Raw genomic sequence first — 23,824 nt, forward strand, 5'->3', positions numbered from 1 at the left:
ATTTAAGCAATATGTTATAAAATTCAGACCAGTCAAGGCTCCCTCCCCTATGGTTAAGAAACATTTTTTTCCTACTAAGCGTATAACGACACTTAGCAGTGTGTTGGTATTAGCGTTGGGCAGTCTAGCTGTAGCTAGCTGCGGACAGGAAAGTCACAATTCCACAGCAGAAGCAGCTCCAACACCAGCACAATCTGCAAAACCTGTAAAAACAATTTCTGTAACTTCTCAAACAATTGAAGACCAAACAGAAATGCCAGCTCGCACACACGCCTTTGCAGAGGCTGAAATTCGTCCACAAGTAACAGGATTGATAAAAAAGCGTCTGTTTGAAGAAGGTGCTAATGTCAAAGAAGGCCAAGCCTTATATCAGATTGAAGACACTGAATATGTAGCTAGAGTCGATAGTGCCAAAGCAGAATTAAGTCGTTCAGAAGCGACGATTGATATTGCTAAACAAAATGAGGCCCGCTACACGGAACTTATTAAAAGCAACGCCGTCAGCCAACAAGAATATGACGAAGTTGTTTCTATTCGCAAGCAAGCCGAAGCTGACTTGGCGGCCAAACGTTCTGCACTCACACAGGCTCAAATAGATCTAAAACGTACCAAGGTTGTATCTCCAATCAATGGACGTATTGGACGATCAAGTGTGACAGCAGGTGCGCTGGTAACTCAAAACCAAACCACTTCTTTGGCCCGCGTTCTCCAACTTGATCCAATTTATGTAGACCTCGCGACATCTAGTTCTGAAGTTTTGAAATATAAACAAGATGTCCAAGCAGGGCGCATTCAAACAAATGCAAACAAAGCTATTCCTGTAAGCATCGTATATGAAAATGGTGACGTCCACTCATCACCAGGTGAACTGAAATTTTCTGAAATCAGTGTAGATGAAACATCAGGAACAGTTATTCTTCGTGCGATCGTGCCAAACCCAGATAATCTGCTAATGCCCGGCATGTATGTTAAAGCCAGAGTATCTGCCGGACAACGCGATAATGTCATTCTAGTTCCCCAATCAGCAGTGTCACGCACACCACGCGGCGAGCCTTATGCAATGGTTGTTGATGATAACGGTCTTGCAGAAACAAGAATGCTTACCCTTGCAGGCGCTTCTGGAAACAATTGGATTATTGAAAGTGGATTGGATAGTGGCGACAACTTAATTGTTGATGGTCTGCTAATGCTTAGATCAGGCATGCCTGTTCAAGCGGTCAACCCAGACAACAATGCCATTGCCTCCGCCGAATCTAATTCCCCCTTAAAAGAACAATAAAACACAGGCTCACATTTCAAAATGGCCAGTTACTTTATCGACCGCCCCGTATTTGCGTGGGTAATAGCGATTGTCATCATGCTTGCAGGTGCCCTATCGCTAAACAGCCTCCCTATTGCCCAATATCCAGATATTGCCCCAACAACGATCACTATTAATGCCACATACCCCGGGGCATCCGCCAAATCTATTGAAGATTCTGTCACTCAAACCATTGAGCAACAGATGACAGGTTTGGATGGCCTTGATTATATGACGTCGACATCTAGCTCTTCTGGGACGAGCTCGATCACGCTTACCTTCAAAACAGGAACAGACCCTGACACTGCACAAGTGCAGGTGCAAAACAAACTCGCACTTGCCACCCCACTCCTACCCAATGCAGTGCAGCGTCAGGGTGTAACGGTAAATAAAGCTGCATCTGGATTTTTGCTTGTTGTTGGTCTGACTTCACCTGAAAGCACATACGACACTGTGGATCTTGGTGATTTCGCTAAAACTCAATTGATTGATGATGTTAGCCGACTAGATGGTGTTGGTAGTATACAATTATTTGGATCTCAATATGCTATGCGCATTTGGCTAGATCCACACAAACTCAACAAATTCAAGTTAATGCCAAGCGATGTTATCGCTGCAATTCAAGCACAAAACTCGCAAATATCATCTGGTTCGATTGGTGGATCGCCTTCAGTTGAAGGACAGGAAATCACAGCAACAATTACGCTTCAATCACTTCTCACAACAGCAGATGATTTTAAGAAGCTCCTCATCAGATCGAGTACCGAAGGTACACCTATTTACCTAGAAGATGTGGCACGTGTAGAAAAAGGCGCTGAAACATATTCTTTTGAAGCACGCTTTAACAGAGCGCCTGCCGCTGGATTTGCTGTCTCACTCGCCACAGGAGCTAACGCTTTAGACACCGCCGAGCTAGTTCGGGCACGCGTGCTAGAATTAAGTGAAAACTTCCCAAGTGATATCGAAATTGTATTTCCCTACGATGCCACGCCCTTCATCAAAGAATCTATCAGTGCAGTTGAACACACCCTGCTTGAGGCCATTGTACTGGTTTTCTTAGTGATCTTTGTCTTCTTACAATCGCTAAGAGCATCTTTCATACCTATGATCGCTGTTCCGGTGGTTCTTTTGGGAACTTTTGCAGTTCTCGCGCTGTTTGGGTATTCAATAAACGTGCTGACCATGTTTGCCATGGTGCTAGCCATCGGCCTTTTGGTCGACGATGCGATTGTTGTCGTAGAAAATGTAGAGCGCGTCATGGAGGAAGATGGCCTATCGCCCATTGAAGCTACACGTAAATCCATGAAGCAAATCACTGGTGCGCTTATTGGTATTGCGGTTGTACTTTCTTCCGTATTTATCCCCATGGCTTTCTTTCCAGGATCGGTTGGCGTCATATACCGTCAATTCTCGGTTACGATTGTCTCTGCTATGACACTTTCTGTTATTGTTGCGATTGTTCTTTCCCCAGCTCTTTGTGCAACAATCCTGAAAAACACTCACGGCAACAAATCAAAACACTGGATCAACAAACCAGGTGATATGTTCAATACCGGTTTCCGCAAACTGGAAAACGGATACACTCACATGGTTGATCGGGTTATCCGTCGCCGTTGGATCTTTGTAGGTATATTCATAGTTATCAGTGCGATTGCAGGGATAAACTTCAAGAGTTTGCCAACTTCATTTCTTCCAGATGAAGATCAGGGAATGGTTATGACACTAGCCCAACTGCCTGTTGACGCCAGTCAAGAGCGCACTAGAGCAGTGATGGACCGCCTTGGAAAATACTACATGGAAAAAGAGGGAGACAACTTAAAAGGTGTCTTTACTGTTGCAGGTTTCAGCTTTGCAGGAGCTGGACAAAACATGGGAATGTCTTTCCTTCCTCTAAAAGATTGGGAAGAACGCCACGGTCCGGCAAATAGCGCGCAGAGTATTGCTGGTCGAGCAAGTCAAGCGTTCGCTGGCGACGTTGAGGCCATGATCTTTGCCATCACCCCTCCCCCTATCCGTGAACTAGGTAATGCCAGCGGATTTGATATGTATCTTCAAGATAAATCCGGTATTGGTGGTTCTGATCTCACAAATGCCCAAATGCAACTTTTGGGCATGGCAGCACAAGAACCAACTCTTATGGGCGTGAGACCAAATGGTATCTCAGATAGCCCACAATTTAATGTTGGAATTGACTATCAGAAAGCAGCATCTTTGGGTGTTCAGCTCTCCGATGTCACCAATGTTATGTCAGTTGGATTTGGTGGAACTTATGTCAATGACTTCCTCGACCGTGGACGTATTAAGCGCGTTTATGTGCAAGGTGATGCCGCCTACCGTATGCAACCCGATGACTTTGGAGAGTGGCGCGTTCGTAACGCATCGGGCGAGCTAACTCCTATTGAAGAAATCATCTCAACAGAATGGGCTTTTGGTTCACCACAGCTTAAACGCTTTAACGGCCTACCAGCCTTGAATATCCAAGGGGCTGCAACCCCGGGGACAAGCTCTGGAGATGCACTCAACACTATGGAAAGTCTTGTCGATCAACTTCCTGGAAATTTAGGAATAGCATGGTCAGGCTTGAGTGCTCAGGAAAAACAGTCTGGCAATCAAGCGACTTCTCTCTACATATTGTCAGTCTTGTTCATCTTCCTGTGTCTTGCTGCTCTTTATGAAAGTTGGACAGTTCCTATTGCTGTTCTGCTTGTTGCTCCACTTGGTATCACCGGTGCGGTCGCTGCTGCTCATCTAACGGGTCTTGCAAATGATGTTTTCTTCCAAGTGGGAATCCTAACGACAGTTGGTCTTGCTTCTAAGAACGCTATTTTGATCATCGAGTTTGCGAAATCACTTGAAGAACAGGGTAAAGAATTGGTCCAAGCAACTTTGGAAGCCGTTAAAATGAGATTGCGTCCAATTTTGATGACATCTCTTGCATTTGGATTTGGTGTTTTACCACTAGCTTTGGCAACCGGCGCAGGTGCCGGTGCACGTATCGCTATTGGTGTGACCGTTCTAGGCGGGCTAATAGCTTCAACAGTGTTTGCGATCTTCTTCGCTCCGCTCTTTTATGTTGTTATTCGTAAGCTTACTGGCGGAAAATCCCTCTCTTCAGAAGGTCAAACAGTATGAGCAAACAAAACTCCTTAATGCTTGCCGTTACAGGTACTAGCCTTCTTGGTGGATGTGCGAGCTTGGCTCCAACATATGATCCAAGCACTCCGCCCATCCCAACGGCTTTGCACGAAATTGAGCAAAAAGAAGACACTGCGCAACTATTAGAATGGGAAAAAGTATTCACTGCCCCCCAACTAAAAGAGCTTATCGATATTGCTTTGGTGGAAAATCGTGATTTACGAGTCGTTGCAGCAAATGTGCGGGCATCACGCGCACAATATGGCATTTCAAGCTCAGCAAGATGGCCCTCTTTAACAGCAGCCAGCAGCGTGACGGAAGGCGATACATTCGAAAATGACGCTTCTACAATTGCACAATCAAGCTTCTCCGATAGCAATTCACTCACTGTAGGTGTTTCTAGCTATGAACTCGATTTTTTCAATCGAGTTGGAAATCTAAGTGAAGCTGCATTGCAGACTTGGCTTTCAAGTGCGGAAGGTGAACGTAGCGCCAAAATCCTTCTAGTGGCGTCTGTAGCTGAAAGTTGGATATCGCTTGCATCCAATCAGCGCCTATTAAACCTCGCACAGGAAACAGCGAACAGTCAGCTAGAATCCTTAGAGCTCACACAACGCCGATTCAATTCTGGTGTTGCTAATGAACTTGATGTGCAGCGCGCTGCTTCTAGTGTGTACACAGCGCGGGCTGAAGCTGCGCGGCTAAAAGCCGTTGTGCGGCAAAACGTAAACGCACTTCGCCTATTAGTTGGTGCACCTTTACCAGAAGATGTCGTTGAAAAAGCAGACCTTTCTGCTGCTCCAACGACCGAAAACCTATCTTTTGCTCAGTCTTCTTCTGTTTTGCTCGGTCGCCCAGATATCATGGCAGCGGAACACTCACTTCTAGCTGCAAATGCCAATATTGGAGCAGCACGTGCCGCTTTCTTCCCATCCATTTCTCTGACAGGATCTGTAGGCTATCTTAGCGGAGATTTGAGCGATCTAGTAAAAGCGACTTCAGGCGGCTGGAGTATTGGCCCAAGCATATCTCTCCCCATTTTCGATGGCGGCAGACGCAGTAGTGCTTTAAAGGTCAGCAAAGCTCAACAAGAAGCTGCATTGGCAGGATATGAATCTGCTATCCAGTCAGCCTTCAAAGAAACAGCTGATGCACTTGCGTTAGCTGATACTATTGATGAGCGTCTGGATGCTTTGGAAAAACTGGTAGAAGCTAACCACTTAACATTGGAGTTATCCAATGCCCGTTTTTCTACAGGAATAGATAGTTATCTATCTGTGCTAGATGCACAAAGAAATGACTATGCCGCCCAACAATCACTTATCTCTAGCCAAACTGATAAAGCTTTGAATGCTGTTTCAGTTTTTAGAGCTTTAGGTGGATGGGCAAGTTCCGAATAGAAATTCGAATACATTTCAATAATAAAAAGCTCCCCCAGTCATCACACAACTGCGGGGAGCTTTATTTTAACATGTTAAACTTTGAACTTCCGGCAATAAAAAGGCGTTATTTCACCTGTTTTAGCTTTTCGAAAGTTTCTCTATCCACTTTAAAAACAGTACCGTGTCTTGTGCCTTCAGGGAAGTTTATTTGATCGCTGAGATCTTCCCAATTTACGAGATCCTTTGAACGTGCACCAATCATTTTGTGCTCCATATAAGCATCGTAATAAACATAGACCATGTCATCAATTTTGATCGCTGTTGGCCCCTCAACCCAGACACCCTCCGGTGAAAATGGCGCGGACGCCTCACTATATGGCCCCTGTGCATGTGACGCTGTTGCGATACGGATATTTTTCATTGGCTCTGGTCGTTTTGTTTCATCCTTGATAAACATCACATAGCGGTCACCATCTTTAAGAAGCGATCCATCAATTGATACGAACCCACCATCATAGAAAAGCGACGTATCTGAATAGGTTTCAAAATCTTTGGTCTTCGTAAAATAGACTCTGTGATTTATGCCAACCCCAAGCGTAGAACGAATATCTCCTCGATCTTCTGTTTCCAGAAACTTACCCGGCACAGCAGACGACCAAAAGATAATGTATTCTTCTGCCTCGTCATCATAAAAAATTTCAGGTGCCCAGCTATTTAAAACATCTGGCTCGTGGGCCATCACTGGCAAAATAGTTTGCTCGCTCCAATTTATAAGATCATCTGAATGAGCAATCCCGATATTGTTTTCCCACCACCCTGTTGTCCATACCATATGATAACTTCCATCCGGCCCCTGTATGATGCATGGATCACGCATCAATTTACCACCAATTTGAGGCTCTAAAAAAGACTTGTCATCATTTAATGCAGTCCAGCTCAGCCCATCTTCGCTATAAGCAAAGTGAAGCCCTGTCTCACCGTCATTTCTAAAAGAAGAAAACAACAAAACATCATCTTTTTCTTCAACATTTTGCGCGGGGCCTGCACTGCACGAAGTCAATGCGAGTGCAACTAAAACCAATAGATATTTCATAGGCTTCTTCCTCCAAATTTTTGTAATTTCCTCGCTCTTACGGCAAGGGTTGAATATCCTCAAAACGTATCTTCCAACTGCCATCATCAGGAAAGCCAGGTGTAACACCCGAAGCGCCATCCCAACCTGCAACCATAAGCGCTACAGCCGTAAGCAAAGAACCATTTGAGGGAAAATACGTGTCAGCATTTTTCGAGTAACCATGGCTACCCAAATGATATCGCGGAGTCATACCTGTGATACCAAATTGATTGTTAGCTGCGTCCATCACAAGATAATCAAGGGCTTTATCAGGCAACCCAAGACGCGTTGCAGTCATGGCCATCATTGGAAAATCCCATCCCCAAGTTTGACGAAAATCCCATAGTGCATCTACTTTTTTCAAAGTTTGGCGCATCATATCATCATCCACTTTGCCACCAGGAATCAGACCCGTTGCCATCAAAAATGAAGGATGATCGCGATTAAGACACGACATATCAGGTGCCTCACCGGCCGCTTCCAAACCACCTTCTATACCTTGCCCACCAGCACAACTAGGACGGTCAACACTCTTCCAAAAATCAGGAAGGTCAGACGTCGGCAAATACACGCCTTCAGAAGTTGGCAAGGGCGAAATTTTTGACAGCACATCATCCCATTGCTCATTGCGTTCTAAACCAAGTCGCTCTCGCCAAGTTTGGGCCATGTCCAAACCCCAAGCGAAGTAGGCTACTTCAAAAGTCGGGTTCTCAGTCTTGTGAATGTCGTAGACTTCTTGCACAGGCACAATCGGCGCGCCTATGACATACTCTCCGAGATCCGCATTCCATTTAGGATAAGTCGCGAGCAAGTCTGCTGTTTCTAAAACCACTTCTTTATAGCGCTCAATCGTTTCAAGAGTCGGCTCATTGCGATAAGCAAGTTCAGCGAGATAGATAGGGTGAGGCTGTTGCCACATAATAAACGGGTTTATGGCACTTGGACTTTCAATCGCATTATCGCCCGTCATTTTAGGCCACCAAGCCCCCGCTCTTTTATAATGAGCAGCTCTAGCTTTGGCTGTATCCAATGTCTTATTGTACCAATCAAGGCTGTCTAAAATTTGCTCTGATCTGTTCCACAATAAAAAATGCGCGACGTGCCAAACATGCATTTCATGATGAAATTTTCCATTCCAGCTATTGGAATACAAGCCTTCTTCTTGTGGAATGAAAGCTCCACCAGTATTCACCGCCGCTAGATATTGCGATAATATTATTCGGCGTTCCAGCTCAGAGGCACGCGGATCAGTGCTTCCTGTAAAATCGACAATCCCACCTGTCTGCCAATAATTTTGCCAACCCTCTGAAACTGCTAACGCCGCCTCTTCAAACTCAATTTCTGGAGCAATCTCTTCTTGGGAAACAGCATATTCCAATGTTAATTGAATTTGCTCCGCATTATTGCCTACACGCAAAACAAATGTGTGAGGCCGTACTTCTTCAAAATGCCCCTGCCCTGATAATTTGGCTTTTGTTACATATGTCGCCCCATCAAGCGTACGATAGAAAAGCGTTGTCTGATCATCAAGAACTTCCATCACAGTCTTATGCTGATCTGATTTCTGCCATTCTGCAGGATCTGGATTGAGCTTTGAATTCACATACGGAAAAGCAACCTGAACACTTAAGTCTTGAGAAGAAACCAACTCAGAATTAATAGACGTAATTACCATATCCCGATCGGGGTGCACACTTGTCTCAACGTCTACAGCTTTACCCTTGAAAGAAAATGTACTTGAAGCAATACCCTTCCACAAATCAAGATTTTGAGCTGTTTCGCTGACCTCATCAAACTTTATGGGCGCGTAGTCCTCACCACTCTTAGCAACAAATGAAATCTGTCCGAGTGAATAACGGTGTGGGTTTTCACGCATATAGCTAATCGCAGGGTTTTTATCTATTTCAGCCCAATCAAGGAAATATGGATACTCATAGGTTTCATCTCCGACGGTGATTGGACGATATGTATCTTCTAGCTTATAGCCTTCAGGGTTTGGGAAGCTGTGCCATGCCCATTGCGCCTGCGTGATCAAAGGCGAATGCGCACTGTATTGATCACGAAATGACTGTAATCCCGTGATATCAATCGCCATAGCAAAGGAACCATTTCCTAGCATCAGTGGAGCTTTTGGATCTACGGAATCAAATGCCACATTGTGTCTGGAAACAAGTGCCTGACGATCAATCGGGGCCACTGCTGATTCAACTGTTGGAACTTCTGTTTTTATTTCCGCGCTATCGCAAGCACCCAGTACAGCAACGAAACAAAGCACCGATATCCCGCGATACAAATTCTTTAAATTGCAACAAACTTCAACACAATGGCCAAGCACAGACTGACCTCCCCAGATCATCTTTTAATAATTATTGCGATATCGCTAACACTTAAAGTTCCACATTTCAATACAGAACTTCACAATGTAGGATTTTAATAATTATACACTTAGCTGCAGCGGCTGATCAGGATACTTTAAAATACAAGACAGCACATAAGACAATCTGTAAATTAAGCACGACAACAGAAAGAAATTCGCATATATTCAATTAGTTAACAGGATCTCGCCACCCTAGCTCACGACTAATTTGACGTGTTGCTTCTTGAACAACTGGAATAAGCGACTGCATTCGCTCATCATCCATATATTGAGCGGCACTAGATACGCTCACAGCAGCGACAATTTTATTTTCCACATCTCGAACAGGCGCAGAAACACATCTCACGCGATCTTCATTTTCTTCAAGGTCAAACGCATAATCCCCTTTAGAATAATTGCGCATCCGCTCCAGCCACACAGGAAGTGTACTACTGTATTCATCATTTTCTGACGCGTACATTTCTTCCCAAGCCTCTTCGGTTTCTTCCAAAATGAGCGCCTTCCCAAGCCCTGTCGTTGTAATAGGCTGACGCTCACCAACGTGAGAGCTGATGACAACCCGTCTTCGCCCGGGAACTTTCTCTAGATACAGCACGCTTTTTCCATCAAACACGCCGAAATGGACCGTGTCTTCGGTCTCTTTGGCAAGGTTTTCTAGAATAGGTCGTGCAACATGCGCAAATTCAATTTGATCCCGTGCATAACTACCCAAAGCCAGAATAACGGACCCTAAACTATATCCTCCACGAGGCGTAAACGATAGAAAACGTCGCTCCACCAACGCAGTGGCGAGGCGGTGCGCTGTACTTCGTGTGAGGCCCAACCGTTCAGATAGCTCTTTAAGCGTCACCTCTCCATCTCGGACCGCTTCAAGAACATCCAAACCACGCATTAGCGTTTGTGCACCGCTGGTTGTCTTCTCTGGAGGCGCAGCATCCGATTGCTTTGTCTTTTTTTCAATTTTCGCCATGATTCGAAACCTCCAGAAATGTTCGGATTCTGAATACAAAGAAAAACATCATCCTGCAATGTGGGAATTTGCCTCAAATATTATGCAGACTTCCCCTATTATTGTAGATTGACGAACATCCCACCATCTACCAGCAAAGATGCGCCCGTCACATACTGAGACATATCAGAAGCCAAAAACACAGCTGGACCGACAAGATCTTCTGGCTTGCCTAATCGCCCAAGCGGTGTTCGCGCTTCCATGTATGAACGCTTTGAAGCATCAGCCAGATCATCTCTGTTTATCTCAGTTTCTATTGTGCCCGGCAAAATCGCATTGCAACGAATATTATGCTTTCCAAGCGCAATGGCTGTCGATTGCATTAGTGATAAAAGACCTGCTTTTGTCGGCGTATAGTGAGTCTGATACTCACCGCCGACCAAAGCAGAAATAGAACTGATTGCAATGATAGATCCACCTGTTTTCTGCGCAACCATTTGGTTCGCTGCTGCTTGCACCATATAATAAGCACCATGCAGGTTCACCCGCATTGTGCGTTCAAATATCTCCGCAGGCATGTCAAGAAAACTATGGAATGGGCAAATTCCAGCATTGCTAACAAATACATCCACTTTGCCCAACACTTCTACAGTCTCTTGAACAAAAGATATTGCAGACTCAGGCAGCGCAACATCACCAGATATAGCTAGAGCTTTTTGTCCAGTTTCTAGTATTGCCTCTTTTGTTTTCAATGCGCCTTCGTCGCTGCCCCAATAAGAAAATGCCACATCAGCTCCCTCGCGGGCGGCACCTATTGCAATAGCTTGACCTATCCCTGATGAGCCCCCTGTTACCATAACAGTCTTACCTTTGAGCAGCATTTTTAAGTTCTCCCGCATTGATATTCATTCGGTTTATCTTGAGTTGACACCAAATTTCTTATATTATAAGACACAGTCCCACATAATAGCAAATCAAAATACTCAAAATCAAACTGGGAGGTTTAATTTAGCATGACATTCCCAAAAATTATTGATGTTCGCGCCTACGTTCTTCGAGGTGGGGGAGCCGATTACCACGATCAGTCCAGCGGTCACTGGATTGATGATAATATCGCAACCCCTATGTCAAAATATCCCAATTATAGGGAAAGTCGACGCAGCTTCGGTATAAATGCGTTGGGCACACTTGTTGTTGAAGTCGAAGCCGCTAACGGAACGATAGGATTTGCCGTCACAACTGGCGGCGAACCAGCTGCTTATATTGTTGAGAAACATCTTTCTCGCTTCATAAAAGGCCAAAACCCAGCAGACATAGAAATTATGTGGGATCAAATGTATTTTGCGTCCCAATATTATGGGCGCAAAGGACTAGTCATCAACGCTATTTCAGGCGTTGATCTTGCTCTCTGGGATTTACTTGGGCGTCTACGTCAAGAGCCTGTTCACGCCATGATTGGCGGCGCTGTACGCGACGAACTCAGCTTCTATGCAACAGGTTCCCGCCCTGACCTTGCAAAGGAAATGGGGTTTATCGGTGGAAAAATGCCTCTTCGCTACGCCCCTATTGAAGGCAATGCGGGAATGCAAAAAGCCGTTGATGATATCGGTGAAATGCGTAGCCGTGTAGGCGATGATTTCTGGCTCATGCTCGATTGCTGGATGGCCCTTGATCTTGATTATGCAACCCGCCTAGCCATCGCCGCTCATGAACACAAATTAAAGTGGATTGAAGAGGCGCTCAGCCCCGATGATTATTGGGGATATCAAGCCCTCAAAAAGGCTGTTCCTTCAGGCATGCTCGTTACAACGGGTGAACATGAAGCCACACGCTGGGGCTTCAGAATGCTTTTAGAGATGGAATGTTGTGACATTATTCAGCCTGATGTTGGTTGGTGTGGTGGCCTAACTGAACTCCTCAAAATATCTTCGCTTGCGGATGCTCACGGAAAGCTCGTCATTCCACACGGTTCATCTGTCTACAGCTATCATTTCGTCGCAACACGTCACAATAGCCCATTCGCTGAATTTCTAATGATGGCTCCAAATTCAGATAAAGTTGTTCCGATGTTCTCCCCGCAACTGATCGGGGAACCCGTTCCGAAAAACGGCCGCCTATCTATCAGCGAGTTAGATAAACCCGGCTTCGGTGTCGAACTCGACCGGACGCTTAACCTTCATCGCCCCTATAAAGATTAAAGAGAATTTCCATGAGACTTTGCCGATACGGTCAGCAAGACAACGAAAAACCTGGAATAGTTGATGATGATGGCCGCATTCGTGACCTGTCAGCGTATATAAAAGACCTCACGCCATCCACTCTAACACCAGAAATGATGAAAACCCTGTCGGAAATTTCGACATCGTCTCTTCCTCTCGTTCCTGAAAATGCTCGCTATGGCGTACCTGTAAATGGAATCTCGAAAATTATAGCCGTTGGCCTAAACTATGCTGACCACGCTAAAGAGTCGAATTTGCCAATTCCAACAGAGCCAATTTTGTTCATGAAAGCTGTTTCTAGTCTGAACGGCCCTAATGATGATGTCATGCTTCCTCAAAACTCTGAGCATTCAGATTGGGAAGTTGAACTTGGCGTTATAATCGGAAAGCAGGCATCCTATGTCTCTGAAGACGATGCTCTTTCCCATGTGGCAGGATATGTTCTAGCAAATGACGTGTCAGAGCGCTTCAATCAAAAAGAACGCGGCTCTCAATGGAGCAAGGGAAAAGGACATGACACGTTTTGTCCTGTCGGCCCATGGCTCGTCACACCAGATGAAATTAGTGATCCCCAGTCTTTGGATATGTATCTGGATGTAAATAAGGAACGCAAGCAAACCGGGAATACCAAGACGATGATTTTCTCGGTTAAAGAAGCCATTTCATACATTAGCAGATATGTAACGCTGATGCCCGGTGACTTGATCATTACCGGTACTCCACCTGGTGTTGGTGAAGGCCAAAAACCCAATCCTCAATTCCTAAAAGCTGGGGATGTCATGGAGCTAGGAATAGAACAATTAGGCACCCAAACTCAAACCGTCACCGCGTGGCATTCAAAAAATCTGAAAAGTAGAGGCTAGTCATGACCTACAACGATAGATTTGCCGGAAGAACTGCTATCATTACGGGTGGAGCGTCTGGACTTGGATTAGCATGCGCACAGCGCATCATTGCAGAAGGTGGCCGCGTCACTATCTGGGATATGGACGAAGTTGGGCTACAAAAGGCAAAACAAGCGCACCCCTCTATTCATACTAGATTGATCAACATCACTAATCCTGACGAAATTGAAAGCGCCGTCAAAGAAGCATTTGATGCTATGGGACGCATTGATATTCTGATCAATAGCGCGGGCATTACAGGTGAAACTGCACCAATCCAAGATTTCTCAATTGAAAGCTGGCGTAAGGTGATGTCAATCAACCTTGACGGAGTGTTTTTCACATGCCGCGCAGTTATTCCTTTTATGCTTAAAAATGCTTATGGACGCATAATAAATATCGCATCCGTCGCCGGTAAAGAAGGCAACCCGAATGCATCGGCTTATTCAGCTTCCAAAGCAGGCGTTATTGGATTTACCAAAAGTCTAGGTAAGGAACTTGCTCAATCAGGTATCATTGCCAACAGCCTAACACCAGCAACATTTGAAAGCCCCATTCTGGATCAACTTCCTCAAAGTCAGGTCGATTACATGCGATCCAAAATCCCGATGGGACGCCTTGGAATAGCCGAGGAAAGTGCGAGCATGGTTTGCTTTGCTGTGAGCGAAGAATGTTCTTTCACAACCGCAGCCACTTTTGACACATCTGGAGGTCGAACGACTTACTAAACTTAAGGGGAGAAAGCGGCTCAGAATAAAAGATCGCCCCCCGTGGAGGAAGCAATCAATGCGCAACACACCGTTTGTCGATGCACATGTACATTTTTGGGATCTAAAAGCCACGGAATATCCGTGGCTAACCCCTCCTTTTGCTTCTGATGGGCTAATGGGGTCCGTAGAAGCTATTGCTTCCAATTATAGCCCCATAGAATACGCAAAAGATGCAAGAAATTGGAATATTGCTGGGCTTGTTCACATTGATGCAGGTGCTGCACCTGAATATGCAACCAATGAAACACGTTGGCTAGATGGGCTAATATCCCAACACAATGCCCCTTCAGGGATAATCGGATTTGCAAATCTGATGGATCCCAACCTTCATGCAGTGCTGGACGCCCATTCTCAAAGCTCAGCATTTCGTGGCATTCGGCAAATCGTAAACTATCACCCTAACCCTTATCGAACATATACACCTACAGACCTAACGCTCAATGACGCCTGGAAAAGCGGTTTCGCACAACTCGCAAAATATGGGTTAAGCTTTGATCTACAAGCCTTCGGGTCTCAATTTCCAGCACTCTCAAAATTCTTTGCAGAACATGACGCGATTCCCATCATGATAAATCACGCAGGCATGCCATTCCATGATGAATATGAAGACTGGCAAAAAGGCATGAAAGCTCTAGCTTCTTTGCCTCAATGTTCTGTTAAAATATCCGGTTTTGGTATTACTGACCACAATTGGAATAAAAACTCCATACACCCATATATCACTGAATTAATAGACTTATTCTCTCCAGATAGGGTCATGTTCGCCAGTGATTTTCCAACTGACAAACTTTATGCCGACTTTGACACATGCCTAAGCGCCTATGCTGAAATTATCCAAGGTTTCAGCAATGACGAAAAGCGAAATATGTGGGGAAGAAACGCCAACAAATTATATCGATTGGGTTTGCCAATATGACATCAGCAATAAGGTTTGGATAGCAATATGAAAATTGCATCAACGCATGATTTTCGTCGCAAAGCGAAAGCCAAACTTCCTCGCTTCCTGTTTGAATATGTCGATGGCGGCTCGTATGATGAGGTCACACTTCATCAAAATGTAGAGGCATTGCAAAAAATTGCGCTACGCCAGCGCGTTTTATGTGATGTGTCTGATATCGACTTATCTACCACATTATTTGGTCAGAAAATGGCACTGCCCGCAATTCTAGCACCTGTTGGATTAGCCGGCATGTATGCGCGACGCGGCGAAGTACAGGCCGCCCAAGCCGCTGAAGAATTTGGTATACCTTTCACCCTATCCACAGTATCTGCATGCCCATTAAAAGAAGTCGCCTCAAAAACTAAAAGGCCTTTCTGGTTTCAACTTTACATGATCCGCGACCGTGCATTCATGAAAGATCTATTGCAACAGGCGATGGAAGCAGAATGCAGCGCCCTTGTCTTCACAACAGATATGCCCGTTCCGGGAGCACGTTACCGCGATTATCATTCAGGTTTAGCAGGCAGTGCTGGTGTTTTAGGAGATATGCGACGCATTTTTCAGGCCATTCAACACCCCCAATGGGCTTGGGATGTAGGCGTGTGCGGTCGCCCACACCAATTGGGAAATGTTGCCCCCGTTTTAGGAAATCAGACAGGGCTTGAGGATTTTTTTGCATGGATGCGAAATAATTTTGATCCATCAGTCACTTGGGAAGATATTGATTTTATTAGAAGTATCTGGAAAGGCCCACTTATTATCAAGGGTATTCTCGACAAAGATGATGCAATCCGCGCAGCCGATTTTGGAGCAGATGGCCTCATCGTCTCAAATCATGGTGGCCGACAACTCGATGGTGTTCCCGCCTCTTGCCATGCTTTGCCAGCCATTGCTGAAGCGGTTGGGTCACGCGTCACAATTTTGGCTGATGGCGGCGTCCGAAATGGTCTGGATATCGTAAGACTGATGGCCCTTGGTGCAAACGGCGTCCTTTTAGGACGTAGCTGGATATACGCCTTAGCGGCTGAAGGCAAACACGGCGTTTCCAAAATGCTAGATCTGTTCGCTGCAGAAATGAAGGTCGCAATGACTCTCACCGGTGTGACACGTCCTGAACAAATCAATCAGTCTATTCTCGTAAACAACAATAATAATATTTAAGGGGGTCTACCATGAGTGAAAATCCAATCTTAGGTGTATTTTTTCATTGGCTTGGCGGGCTATCATCTGCCAGCTTTTATGTACCTTATAAAAAAGTTAGAGTTTGGTCTTGGGAGATATTCTGGCTAACAGGCGGCATATTTTCTTGGATCGTTGCACCTTGGATGTTCGCTCTATTGGGCACAAAGGATGTTATAGGTGTTCTCACAAATTCACCGACATCCGCCCTTCAATGGTGTTTCTTTTTTGGAACGCTATGGGGACTTGGTGGACTGACTTTTGGTCTCACAATGCGCTATTTAGGCGTCTCCCTCGGAATGGCTGTCGCATTGGGCCTCACCACTGCCTTTGGAACGCTTGTTCCACCAATTTTTGCGGGTGAATTTGCGCAAACACTCCTCTCCAATGCAGGAGGCCTTTTCATCCTAGGAGGTATCGTACTAACCCTTATTGGCATTGCAGTCGTCGCGCTTGCGGGACATTCCAAAGAGAAAGAAACAGCACAAACAGTCCAGCCGAAAACCGCCGATGAATTCAACTTCAAAAAAGGCATACTGGTCGCGATTTTCTCAGGGATTATGTCCAGTTGTTTTGCCTATGGCCTCGCAGCTGGGCAACCTATTCGAGACCTATCTCTTGCCGCAGGCACAGGCGTACTTTGGCAAGGCCTACCGGTACTATGCGTTATTCTAGCAGGTGGATTTGCAACAAACTTTATCTGGTGCAGCATTCTGATTTACAAGAATAAGTCAGCAAAGCAATGGTTTGGACACGCAACCAATGCTGACATTTTACCAGACGCCTCTACAGACTCATCAGCAGGCGCTAAGACAGCATCATCGTCCCCTCTTGTCCTGAATTATGCACTCTGCGCACTCGCAGGTACACTTTGGTACCTTCAATTCTTTTTCTACACGATGGGCGAAAGTCAGATGGGGCGCTTTGGTTTTTCATCTTGGACGCTCCATATGGCTAGCATCATCATCTTCTCAACGTTGTGGGGCTTCTCTCTTGGAGAATGGAAAACCTCCAGCATAAAAACCAAACGGTTGGTCTGGCTAGGTATCGCTACACTCGTCGGATCCACAGCGATTATCGGTTACGGAAATTCCATCAGCTAACCCACATGATATCAATTTCAGTTAGGAATAAAGACCATGTATAACAGACGAAAAATTTTATTGGCGGGAAGCGCCGGACTAGCTGCAACCTCCATTCTAACTGCCTGCAATGGCGCAGCCCTTGTTCCCAATGCCATGACAGGCGCAGGCATCGTCAATATCCGTGATTTTGGAACCAAAGGTGATGGGTCAACAATAGATTCCCATGCGATCAACCGCGCAATTGATCATGCCGCCAGCATGGGCGGAGGCATGGTTTTTTTCCCTGCTGGAACTTACAGTTGTTTCACGATCCGATTGAAAAGCAATATCACGCTTTACCTCGACAATGGGGCCATCATCAAAGCTGCACCCAACCCTGAAGAAGGTTCTCCAGGATACGATCTGCCAGAACCTATTGATCCAGCTATTAAAGACTATCAAGATTTTGGCCACTCCCATTTTCAAAACAGCCTTATCTGGGGTGAAAATCTTGAAAATGTCTCCATCATTGGTGATGGATTAATCTGGGGCAAAAACCTCAGCCGAGGTGATGGCAGCTATAACTATATGGACGACCCCCATTACCCCGGCACCGGCAATAAAGCCATTGCTTTGAAAAATTGCCGCAATGTCCTGCTGCGTGATTTTAAAATGCTTGAAGGTGGTTGGTTTGCCTTGCTTGCAACGGGCGTTGATAATTTGACGATCGACAACCTCATTGTCGACACCACACGCGATGGTTTTGATATTGATTGTTGCCGCAGTGTGCGTGTCAGCAATTGTACCGTCAATTCACCATGGGATGATGGCATCTGCCTGAAAAGCAGCTATGCGCTGGGTTATGCTCGCGCCACAGAGAATGTTTCAATAACCAATTGTTTTGTAACTGGTAATTATGAAATCGGATCTGTGTTGGATGGCACATGGAAAAAAATGCCCGCTTCATTTGCTCCCCAAGTGCATGGCCGCATAAAATTTGGAACCGAATCCAATGGCGGATATAAAAACATTACCATCAATAATTGCACCTTCGAAGACAGTCAGGGTTTTGCATTAGAAACTGTAGATGGTGGAGACCTTGAAGATGTCACCATTTCCAATTGCACAATGCGCGGCAATTATTCCTCCCCTATTTTCCTAAGACTAGGACGCCGGATGCGCGGCCCTGAGGATGTGCCCATTGCCAAGTTACGTCGTATTTCAATTACGAATATTACCAGCTCTAGCGCTGCTATTTTGCCTTCAATTATAGCTGGGATACCTGGACACCCTGTTGAAGATGTCAAAATTGCAGACTGTTATTTCCACCAGATAGGCGGAGCTCCCGAAGAACTAGCCTCAAGAGTTCCACCTTTGGAAGAGCTTGGTTATCCTGAACCCAATATGTTTGGTGATTTGCCAGCGACTGGCTTCTACATCAGAGATGCGCGTAATGTTGAAATGAGCAATATAGAAATCGCTGTCGAAAAGGCAGACCCAAGAGCAGCCTTCTGGCTTCGCGATGTCGAAGGGGCAGATTTCTTCCGTATGCAAATTCCTTCAAATGCACCGGCTTTCTACCTCAACAATGTATCAGACTTTAGAAGTTTTGGTAGCACTGACATTGCTGACACAATGATAGCTAAAGCCGATTCTGAGATTTTTTAATATCTAGTGAGGGGACATTAAATTTGTCCCCTCCTTTTCCTAAAGTGCACTCACAAGCGCATCGTTTACATAGATATTTTTCAATGCCACATCCTTTGTATGCGCAATTAGGCTTGGGCTAGAAACACCGTTAAAGATACAGTCTTTCAATGAGATATTTTCTATCTCAGCTTTAGCGAAACCTTGGCTATCAAGAACCCGAACAGCTTTTTTTACCGCAATACTCTGCATTGAGACATTGCGTAATACAGGCGTAAATGGACCATTTATTCCCTCTTCATAATTGAAATCACAAATCATAACAGCGCGTGCAACCTGACCGACTTCAATATTGCGAAGGTGAATATTTTCAACCACACCGCCGCGCATCGCATTATTCTTTATCCGCAACATATACCATAAATCGGGGCTATCCATTGCACAGCCCTCTGCATACACATTGAAAACATCACCCGAGATTTCACTGCCAATAACCACGCCGCCATGTCCTGCTTTCATCTGACAATTTCGAATAAGTATATTCTCACTCGGAACAGCCACACGCCGGCCATCTGCATTGCGCCCTGATTTTATAGCAATACAATCATCGCCCGTATCAAAATAACAATTCTCGATCAGCATATGATCTACAGATTCAGGGTTACAACCATCATTATTAGGCCCGTGCCCAACCACTTCCACCCCCCGCACAATAACATTGCGGCTCAAAACAGGGTGAATATTCCAAAACGGTGAGTCCTTTAAATGAATGTCCTCGACCAGCACATTTTCACAATTGTAAAACTCAACAAAAGATGGGCGTAAATAATGTCCTGGGCCAAAACGACGTTGTTCAACCGGAATACCAGACTCTGCCATCTCAAAAAGCGCTTGGCGATCAGGAGTTTGATGGCCAACACCTTCTCGCCAACCAAACCGCTCTGCGCCGCACCATGGCCACCAGTGTTCATTGCTGGCCTGACCATCGAGAACCCCTTCACCCGTGATCGCGACATTTTTAGCATCTCTTGCGTAAATCAAGGGGGAATAATTCATAACTTCTACCCCTTCATATCGTGTTAGAACGACAGGGTAATCCATTGGATCAGTGCTAAAGATCAATCTTGCACCGGCACTCACATTGAGTTCTATATTAGAATGCAATTGAATAGCGCCAGTCAAATAATGACCGTCAGGCACTCTGATTTGTCCACCTCCTGCCTTTCGACAGGCGTCAATTGCCGCTTTAAATGCAGCAGTATTATCAAATATTCCATCGCCTCGCGCATCGAAATCAGTCAGAAGAAACTGCGCTTTAGGTATAGAAGGCGGTGTTATTTTTTGTCGAATTTGTTCTGCTTTTTCCCAAACAGGATCAGCAAAAGCCCGTGGGAGATTAGTCTGACAAGCACTGACGCCGCAAAATGCGCTGGCATACATAAAGGATCGTCTGGAAATTGAATTTAGCATTTCATCTTTCTCCAAGGTCATCTCAACATAGTTATAAGAAAAAAGGTGCGACCTTGATAGATCGCACCTAGTTCGTGGGAAAAAATAGAACTCGTTTCTTTTCTAGAAACGCTGATTAACGCTGACGAATAGCACACGCCCTTGGACATCATATGTTGCTGGGATTGTGTTACCACCTCCTAGAGCATACGAACCAAGAACAGGTGGGTCTTCATCCAGCAGGTTACGAACACCTGCTGTAAATTTGGTGTTCTCACCAAATTCATATCCACCCGTTAAATCCCAATAAAGGATCGGGTCGATTGTTGGAGTGACGACAGTGCTTGGATCAGTGAAACTTTCACCACGTGCACGCGGCACCGCAATGGAATCATGTGTTAACTCGCCGATATAACGTCCACGCAGAGACACAAGCGCAGGACCTGAGCTCCAAGTTAGACGCGCATTCCCTTTGAATTCAGGCAATGGTTGTCCACAAGTTCCACCCCATGTGGCCACACATTCATTGGTAAGTTCTGGCAATTCCTGAATAGGAGTAACAGTGAACTCATCAGTGTAAGTCCATGCTGTGTTAATCTCCCAAGAACTACCACCGTCAAACAGACCCCAATCTGTGTCGAAGCGATATCTAGCCTGAACATCCAGACCAGACGTCTTAATTCCACCAATGTTCGCATTCGTTGTAAGAACATTATCTGGACCGGTAATTTCACCTGTTTGTGTGTCTCTGTTCACGGCCTGACAATAAACACTATTGGCATCTTGCAGAACATTATAACAAAGGTTCAACACGTTCTGAATTCCGCCACCACCAAGTGGAGCAATCGCATCTTCCAATTCGATATCGAAGTAATCAACACTTAGTACAAAACCTTCAAACCAGCTTGGTTCATAGATCATACCTAAAGTTACAGTATCAGATTCTTCAGGGCTTAGATTTTCATTTCCGCCTCTCACCTGAGTTAGGAATGGTGATGGTTGAACAGATGCATCAAAGACGAGGTTTGTTGGAACACCCGTTGCTTCACACACTGCGCGAACAGCGTCGGTCTGATCTGCGGCTGGTTGCAATGACGAACATGGATCAACAGCACTTGGGCCATCTGTTCCTTGTCCACCATACAATTCACCCACATTAGGAGCTCTAATTGCATGCTGGAACTGACCACGGAAAGACAAGTCAGTTGTAACGGCCCATTCCACACCAGTTGAATATGTCCAAACTGCATCTTCAATTCCGGGCGAGTCATAATCTGACACACGGAAAGCACCATTCAGGTTCAACCGCTCAAATCCGGGTTGATCTGCAATAATGGGAACGCGAACCTCACCGAAGATCTCTTTTACAGATTGACCACCACTCGTGGCTTCTGCCGCATTCCAACCTGACACATCGCCAGAACTCAAAAAGCGGTCTGGTGTGTAAGCTGATGTCGCGTCGCGTGTTTCAAACCCAAGTGCAAAGTCCACTGGTCCAGCAGGCATATCAAATGCAACACCTGTCAGATTCGCAACAAAGACTTCCTGTTCTGCATCAATCTTGGAGATTGAAGTCACACCAATTTCTTCAGCTGCAGCGGCAGAAATATTTTGACCAAACGGGTTCAGCAATGGCGCATTTCCGCCGTTTGAAAGCATGGCACCTTGAATACGACTTAAAGAGACAGACCCTCTTTGCACAATTGTTTCAGATGTTCTGGCGAAGCTGTAATATGTATCATAGCTAAGTTCTCTCAAGAAAGAATCAGACACATCCCCCAGCTCACCACGCAAACCAATCGCTGTGCGGAATACAGAATGATCAGCATTCGCGGAACGTGTCGGCAAGTCGTTGAAACGACGGTTGTAGTTTAAAATTGCCAGACCATCATTTGCAGTCGTGTCCATGCTGAACGTACCGCGATTGATTGTCGTCGTTCCAGTTTCACGCGCATCAAGCAAAGTCAGGATGTTTTGCATCTCTGTGCTTAAATATGGGTTATCTGTCTCAACAAGGAAATTCCCAGTCGCATTTGTCGGTGCAATCTGCACGTCCGAAATGTTGGTGCTATAGTGCAACTCCATATAACCAGTTGCTTTTTCGTTGAAATCATAATGCCCAAAGACATTTCCCATCCAACGTTCTTGTGGTGTCACAAGATACGAGTTCGGTGACAAATCAAAACGGTCATCTGGATCTAAAAATGGACGAACGCTTGTGCCTGTTTGGTCAAAAATAGCACCAAGTGATGTCATGTCCTGAAGACCGGCCGCAGCCAAAGCGGCGTCAAACGTCGCGTCAGAGCCAGCAGACCCAAATGTTGGCAATCCACCAATACGACCATTTGGTACTGCACTAGAACCACCCGTCACGAAACCAAGGCGTCCACCTGCTTCTTCACACGTTTGTCCAGAAGGAACACTTAAAGCCGTACCAGCGCCGCTGTCACTATAAGAAGCAGCAGTCACACATCCATCACTTAGGCCTTGAGCTGCCCAATCACCGCGCTCGGCTAAAGTCATGCCCCCGCGATTTAAATATCCGATGGATGCAGTCAAATTACCGCGGTCATTGTCAAAATTACCACCAAGCGTTAGGTCGACACTATATGTCGGTGTGCTGGTCGGAGAATCCCAGGCAGATTGAGCGTTTAGTTCAACACCTTCAAAATCATCTTTGAGCAGGAAGTTTACAACCCCTGTTATCGCATCAGAACCATAAACGGCAGACGATCCACCCGTCACGACTTCAGTCTGTTTGATCAACGCAGCTGGAATTGTATTGATGTCCGTCGTCATCGCTGGACCAGTAATCGCAAAGCGACGACCATTCACGAGGACAAGGTTACGTGTCGCGCCAAAATTGCGAAGGTTCAGCGTCGATACACCTACCGGTGCGCCCGCTTGAACAGTGTTGGCTTTAGGGCCTTCAGTTTGGTTTCCACTAAATTGCGGAGTATCTAGAAGGAGGCTCTCAACATTCTGCGTACCTGACAGAACGAATTCTTCTTCACCCAAAATTGTCACAGGTGTAGGCGCGTCATATCCCCGATCGGCAAGGCGAGAACCTGTTACCGTAATAACATCAAGAACTTGCTGGCCTTCAGCTTCCTCTTCTTGAACATCTTGAGCAACTGCCACACTTCCTAAACATATGCTCGCTGCTAAAATAGCACTACTTCCAAACAATGAGTTGCGAAGTACTCGCCTATAATGACTCACCGATTTGCTTTGATTTTTCATAAGTGTCCTCCTCCATTTTTTTAAACTTATTCAGCAACTTAAATTGCCTTTAGTTCTTATTTGCTTTGACCGAGATGAGTGAGAGCAAGCTTTCAAAGTGTGTAAAAGGCTGTGCAACTTCCCCGCCCTTTCAAACTCTTCAGATGCTTATTCACTTAAATATTGAGTGATC

Annotated in this window: 16 protein-coding genes; 10 read left to right on the forward strand and 6 right to left on the reverse strand. The window is 45.5% G+C overall.

Annotated features, from left to right (window positions below):
- Positions 1–49 precede the first annotated feature (49 nt).
- From HBAL_RS13845 to HBAL_RS13855, 3 genes are read left to right on the forward strand one after another with little or no spacing between them, the layout of a single operon-like run.
- Positions 50–1,279, forward strand: coding sequence for an efflux RND transporter periplasmic adaptor subunit (locus HBAL_RS13845; RefSeq protein ID WP_015828572.1), 1,230 nt, complete (start codon positions 50–52; stop codon positions 1,277–1,279).
- A 21-nt stretch (positions 1,280–1,300) separates the two neighbouring features.
- Positions 1,301–4,432 (forward strand): efflux RND transporter permease subunit, encoded by a 3,132-nt coding sequence (locus HBAL_RS13850; protein WP_015828573.1) that lies wholly within the window; start codon positions 1,301–1,303, stop codon positions 4,430–4,432.
- Positions 4,429–5,835, forward strand: a complete 1,407-nt coding sequence (locus tag HBAL_RS13855) for an efflux transporter outer membrane subunit (protein ID WP_015828574.1) — start codon at positions 4,429–4,431, stop codon at positions 5,833–5,835. Before HBAL_RS13850 ends, HBAL_RS13855 begins: the two co-directional genes overlap by 4 nt.
- A gap of 106 nt (positions 5,836–5,941) precedes the next feature.
- Here HBAL_RS13855 and HBAL_RS13860 read toward each other — a convergent pair whose 3' ends face one another.
- The 4 genes from HBAL_RS13860 to HBAL_RS13875 form a co-directional block, all read right to left on the reverse strand.
- A complete protein-coding gene (locus HBAL_RS13860; RefSeq protein WP_015828575.1) occupies positions 5,942–6,910 on the reverse strand; it encodes a glycoside hydrolase family 43 protein in 969 nt (322 codons plus the stop codon).
- A gap of 37 nt (positions 6,911–6,947) precedes the next feature.
- Positions 6,948–9,266 (reverse strand): hypothetical protein, encoded by a 2,319-nt coding sequence (locus HBAL_RS13865; RefSeq protein WP_015828576.1) that lies wholly within the window; start codon positions 9,264–9,266, stop codon positions 6,948–6,950.
- Between the two features lie 211 nt (positions 9,267–9,477).
- Positions 9,478–10,278, reverse strand: a complete 801-nt coding sequence (locus tag HBAL_RS13870; protein ID WP_015828577.1) for an IclR family transcriptional regulator — start codon at positions 10,276–10,278, stop codon at positions 9,478–9,480.
- A 98-nt stretch (positions 10,279–10,376) separates the two neighbouring features.
- On the reverse strand, positions 10,377–11,138 hold the full coding sequence (locus HBAL_RS13875) for an SDR family NAD(P)-dependent oxidoreductase (protein WP_015828578.1): 762 nt from the start codon (positions 11,136–11,138) through the stop codon (positions 10,377–10,379).
- A 132-nt stretch (positions 11,139–11,270) separates the two neighbouring features.
- On the opposite strand from HBAL_RS13875, the gene rhmD reads away from it, so the two are divergent.
- The 7 genes from rhmD to HBAL_RS13910 are packed head-to-tail and all read left to right on the forward strand — an operon-like array spanning position 11,271 to position 18,981.
- Positions 11,271–12,455 carry an L-rhamnonate dehydratase gene (gene rhmD, locus HBAL_RS13880; protein ID WP_015828579.1) on the forward strand — a complete coding sequence of 395 codons (1,185 nt, stop codon included), beginning with the start codon at positions 11,271–11,273 and terminating at the stop codon, positions 12,453–12,455.
- A gap of 11 nt (positions 12,456–12,466) precedes the next feature.
- A complete protein-coding gene (locus tag HBAL_RS13885; protein WP_015828580.1) occupies positions 12,467–13,339 on the forward strand; it encodes a fumarylacetoacetate hydrolase family protein in 873 nt (290 codons plus the stop codon).
- Positions 13,340–13,341: 2 nt separating this feature from the next.
- Entirely contained in the window at positions 13,342–14,088 is a 747-nt protein-coding gene (locus HBAL_RS13890; RefSeq protein ID WP_015828581.1) for an SDR family NAD(P)-dependent oxidoreductase, read from the forward strand.
- A 58-nt stretch (positions 14,089–14,146) separates the two neighbouring features.
- Complete coding sequence (locus tag HBAL_RS13895) at positions 14,147–15,046, forward strand: amidohydrolase family protein (RefSeq protein WP_015828582.1); 900 nt, start codon at positions 14,147–14,149, stop codon at positions 15,044–15,046.
- A gap of 27 nt (positions 15,047–15,073) precedes the next feature.
- Positions 15,074–16,231, forward strand: a complete 1,158-nt coding sequence (gene lldD / locus HBAL_RS13900; protein WP_015828583.1) for an FMN-dependent L-lactate dehydrogenase LldD — start codon at positions 15,074–15,076, stop codon at positions 16,229–16,231.
- An 11-nt stretch (positions 16,232–16,242) separates the two neighbouring features.
- Positions 16,243–17,352 (forward strand): L-rhamnose/proton symporter RhaT, encoded by a 1,110-nt coding sequence (gene rhaT, locus HBAL_RS13905; RefSeq protein WP_015828584.1) that lies wholly within the window; start codon positions 16,243–16,245, stop codon positions 17,350–17,352.
- 36 nt (positions 17,353–17,388) lie between these two features.
- On the forward strand, positions 17,389–18,981 hold the full coding sequence (locus HBAL_RS13910) for a rhamnogalacturonidase (protein WP_015828585.1): 1,593 nt from the start codon (positions 17,389–17,391) through the stop codon (positions 18,979–18,981).
- Positions 18,982–19,020: 39 nt separating this feature from the next.
- On the opposite strand, the gene HBAL_RS13915 is transcribed toward HBAL_RS13910, so the two are convergent.
- The gene (locus HBAL_RS13915; protein ID WP_015828586.1) at positions 19,021–20,430 is read right to left on the reverse strand and encodes a glycoside hydrolase family 28 protein; all 1,410 of its coding nucleotides are present in this window, start codon (positions 20,428–20,430) and stop codon (positions 19,021–19,023) included.
- 102 nt (positions 20,431–20,532) lie between these two features.
- Positions 20,533–23,652 carry a TonB-dependent receptor plug domain-containing protein gene (locus tag HBAL_RS13920; RefSeq protein WP_015828587.1) on the reverse strand — a complete coding sequence of 1,040 codons (3,120 nt, stop codon included), beginning with the start codon at positions 23,650–23,652 and terminating at the stop codon, positions 20,533–20,535.
- Between the last annotated feature and the right edge of the window lie 172 nt (positions 23,653–23,824).

Origin of the sequence: Hirschia baltica ATCC 49814, assembly GCF_000023785.1 — a bacterium.
Lineage (GTDB): Bacteria > Pseudomonadota > Alphaproteobacteria > Caulobacterales > Hyphomonadaceae > Hirschia > Hirschia baltica.

What these genes read in the sequence shown, in the direction of transcription:
- HBAL_RS13845 (WP_015828572.1), top strand. Translation starts at nt 50, where the DNA reads ATGGTTAAGAAACATTTTTTTCCTACTAAGCGTATAACGACACTTAGC.
- HBAL_RS13850 (WP_015828573.1), top strand. Translation starts at nt 1,301, where the DNA reads ATGGCCAGTTACTTTATCGACCGCCCCGTATTTGCGTGGGTAATAGCG.
- HBAL_RS13855 (WP_015828574.1), top strand. Translation starts at nt 4,429, where the DNA reads ATGAGCAAACAAAACTCCTTAATGCTTGCCGTTACAGGTACTAGCCTT.
- HBAL_RS13860 (WP_015828575.1), bottom strand. Translation starts at nt 6,910, where the DNA reads ATGAAATATCTATTGGTTTTAGTTGCACTCGCATTGACTTCGTGCAGT.
- HBAL_RS13870 (WP_015828577.1), bottom strand. Translation starts at nt 10,278, where the DNA reads ATGGCGAAAATTGAAAAAAAGACAAAGCAATCGGATGCTGCGCCTCCA.
- HBAL_RS13875 (WP_015828578.1), bottom strand. Translation starts at nt 11,138, where the DNA reads ATGCTGCTCAAAGGTAAGACTGTTATGGTAACAGGGGGCTCATCAGGG.
- rhmD (WP_015828579.1), top strand. Translation starts at nt 11,271, where the DNA reads ATGACATTCCCAAAAATTATTGATGTTCGCGCCTACGTTCTTCGAGGT.
- HBAL_RS13885 (WP_015828580.1), top strand. Translation starts at nt 12,467, where the DNA reads ATGAGACTTTGCCGATACGGTCAGCAAGACAACGAAAAACCTGGAATA.
- HBAL_RS13890 (WP_015828581.1), top strand. Translation starts at nt 13,342, where the DNA reads ATGACCTACAACGATAGATTTGCCGGAAGAACTGCTATCATTACGGGT.
- HBAL_RS13895 (WP_015828582.1), top strand. Translation starts at nt 14,147, where the DNA reads ATGCGCAACACACCGTTTGTCGATGCACATGTACATTTTTGGGATCTA.
- lldD (WP_015828583.1), top strand. Translation starts at nt 15,074, where the DNA reads ATGAAAATTGCATCAACGCATGATTTTCGTCGCAAAGCGAAAGCCAAA.
- rhaT (WP_015828584.1), top strand. Translation starts at nt 16,243, where the DNA reads ATGAGTGAAAATCCAATCTTAGGTGTATTTTTTCATTGGCTTGGCGGG.
- HBAL_RS13910 (WP_015828585.1), top strand. Translation starts at nt 17,389, where the DNA reads ATGTATAACAGACGAAAAATTTTATTGGCGGGAAGCGCCGGACTAGCT.
- HBAL_RS13915 (WP_015828586.1), bottom strand. Translation starts at nt 20,430, where the DNA reads ATGCTAAATTCAATTTCCAGACGATCCTTTATGTATGCCAGCGCATTT.
- HBAL_RS13920 (WP_015828587.1), bottom strand. Translation starts at nt 23,652, where the DNA reads ATGAAAAATCAAAGCAAATCGGTGAGTCATTATAGGCGAGTACTTCGC.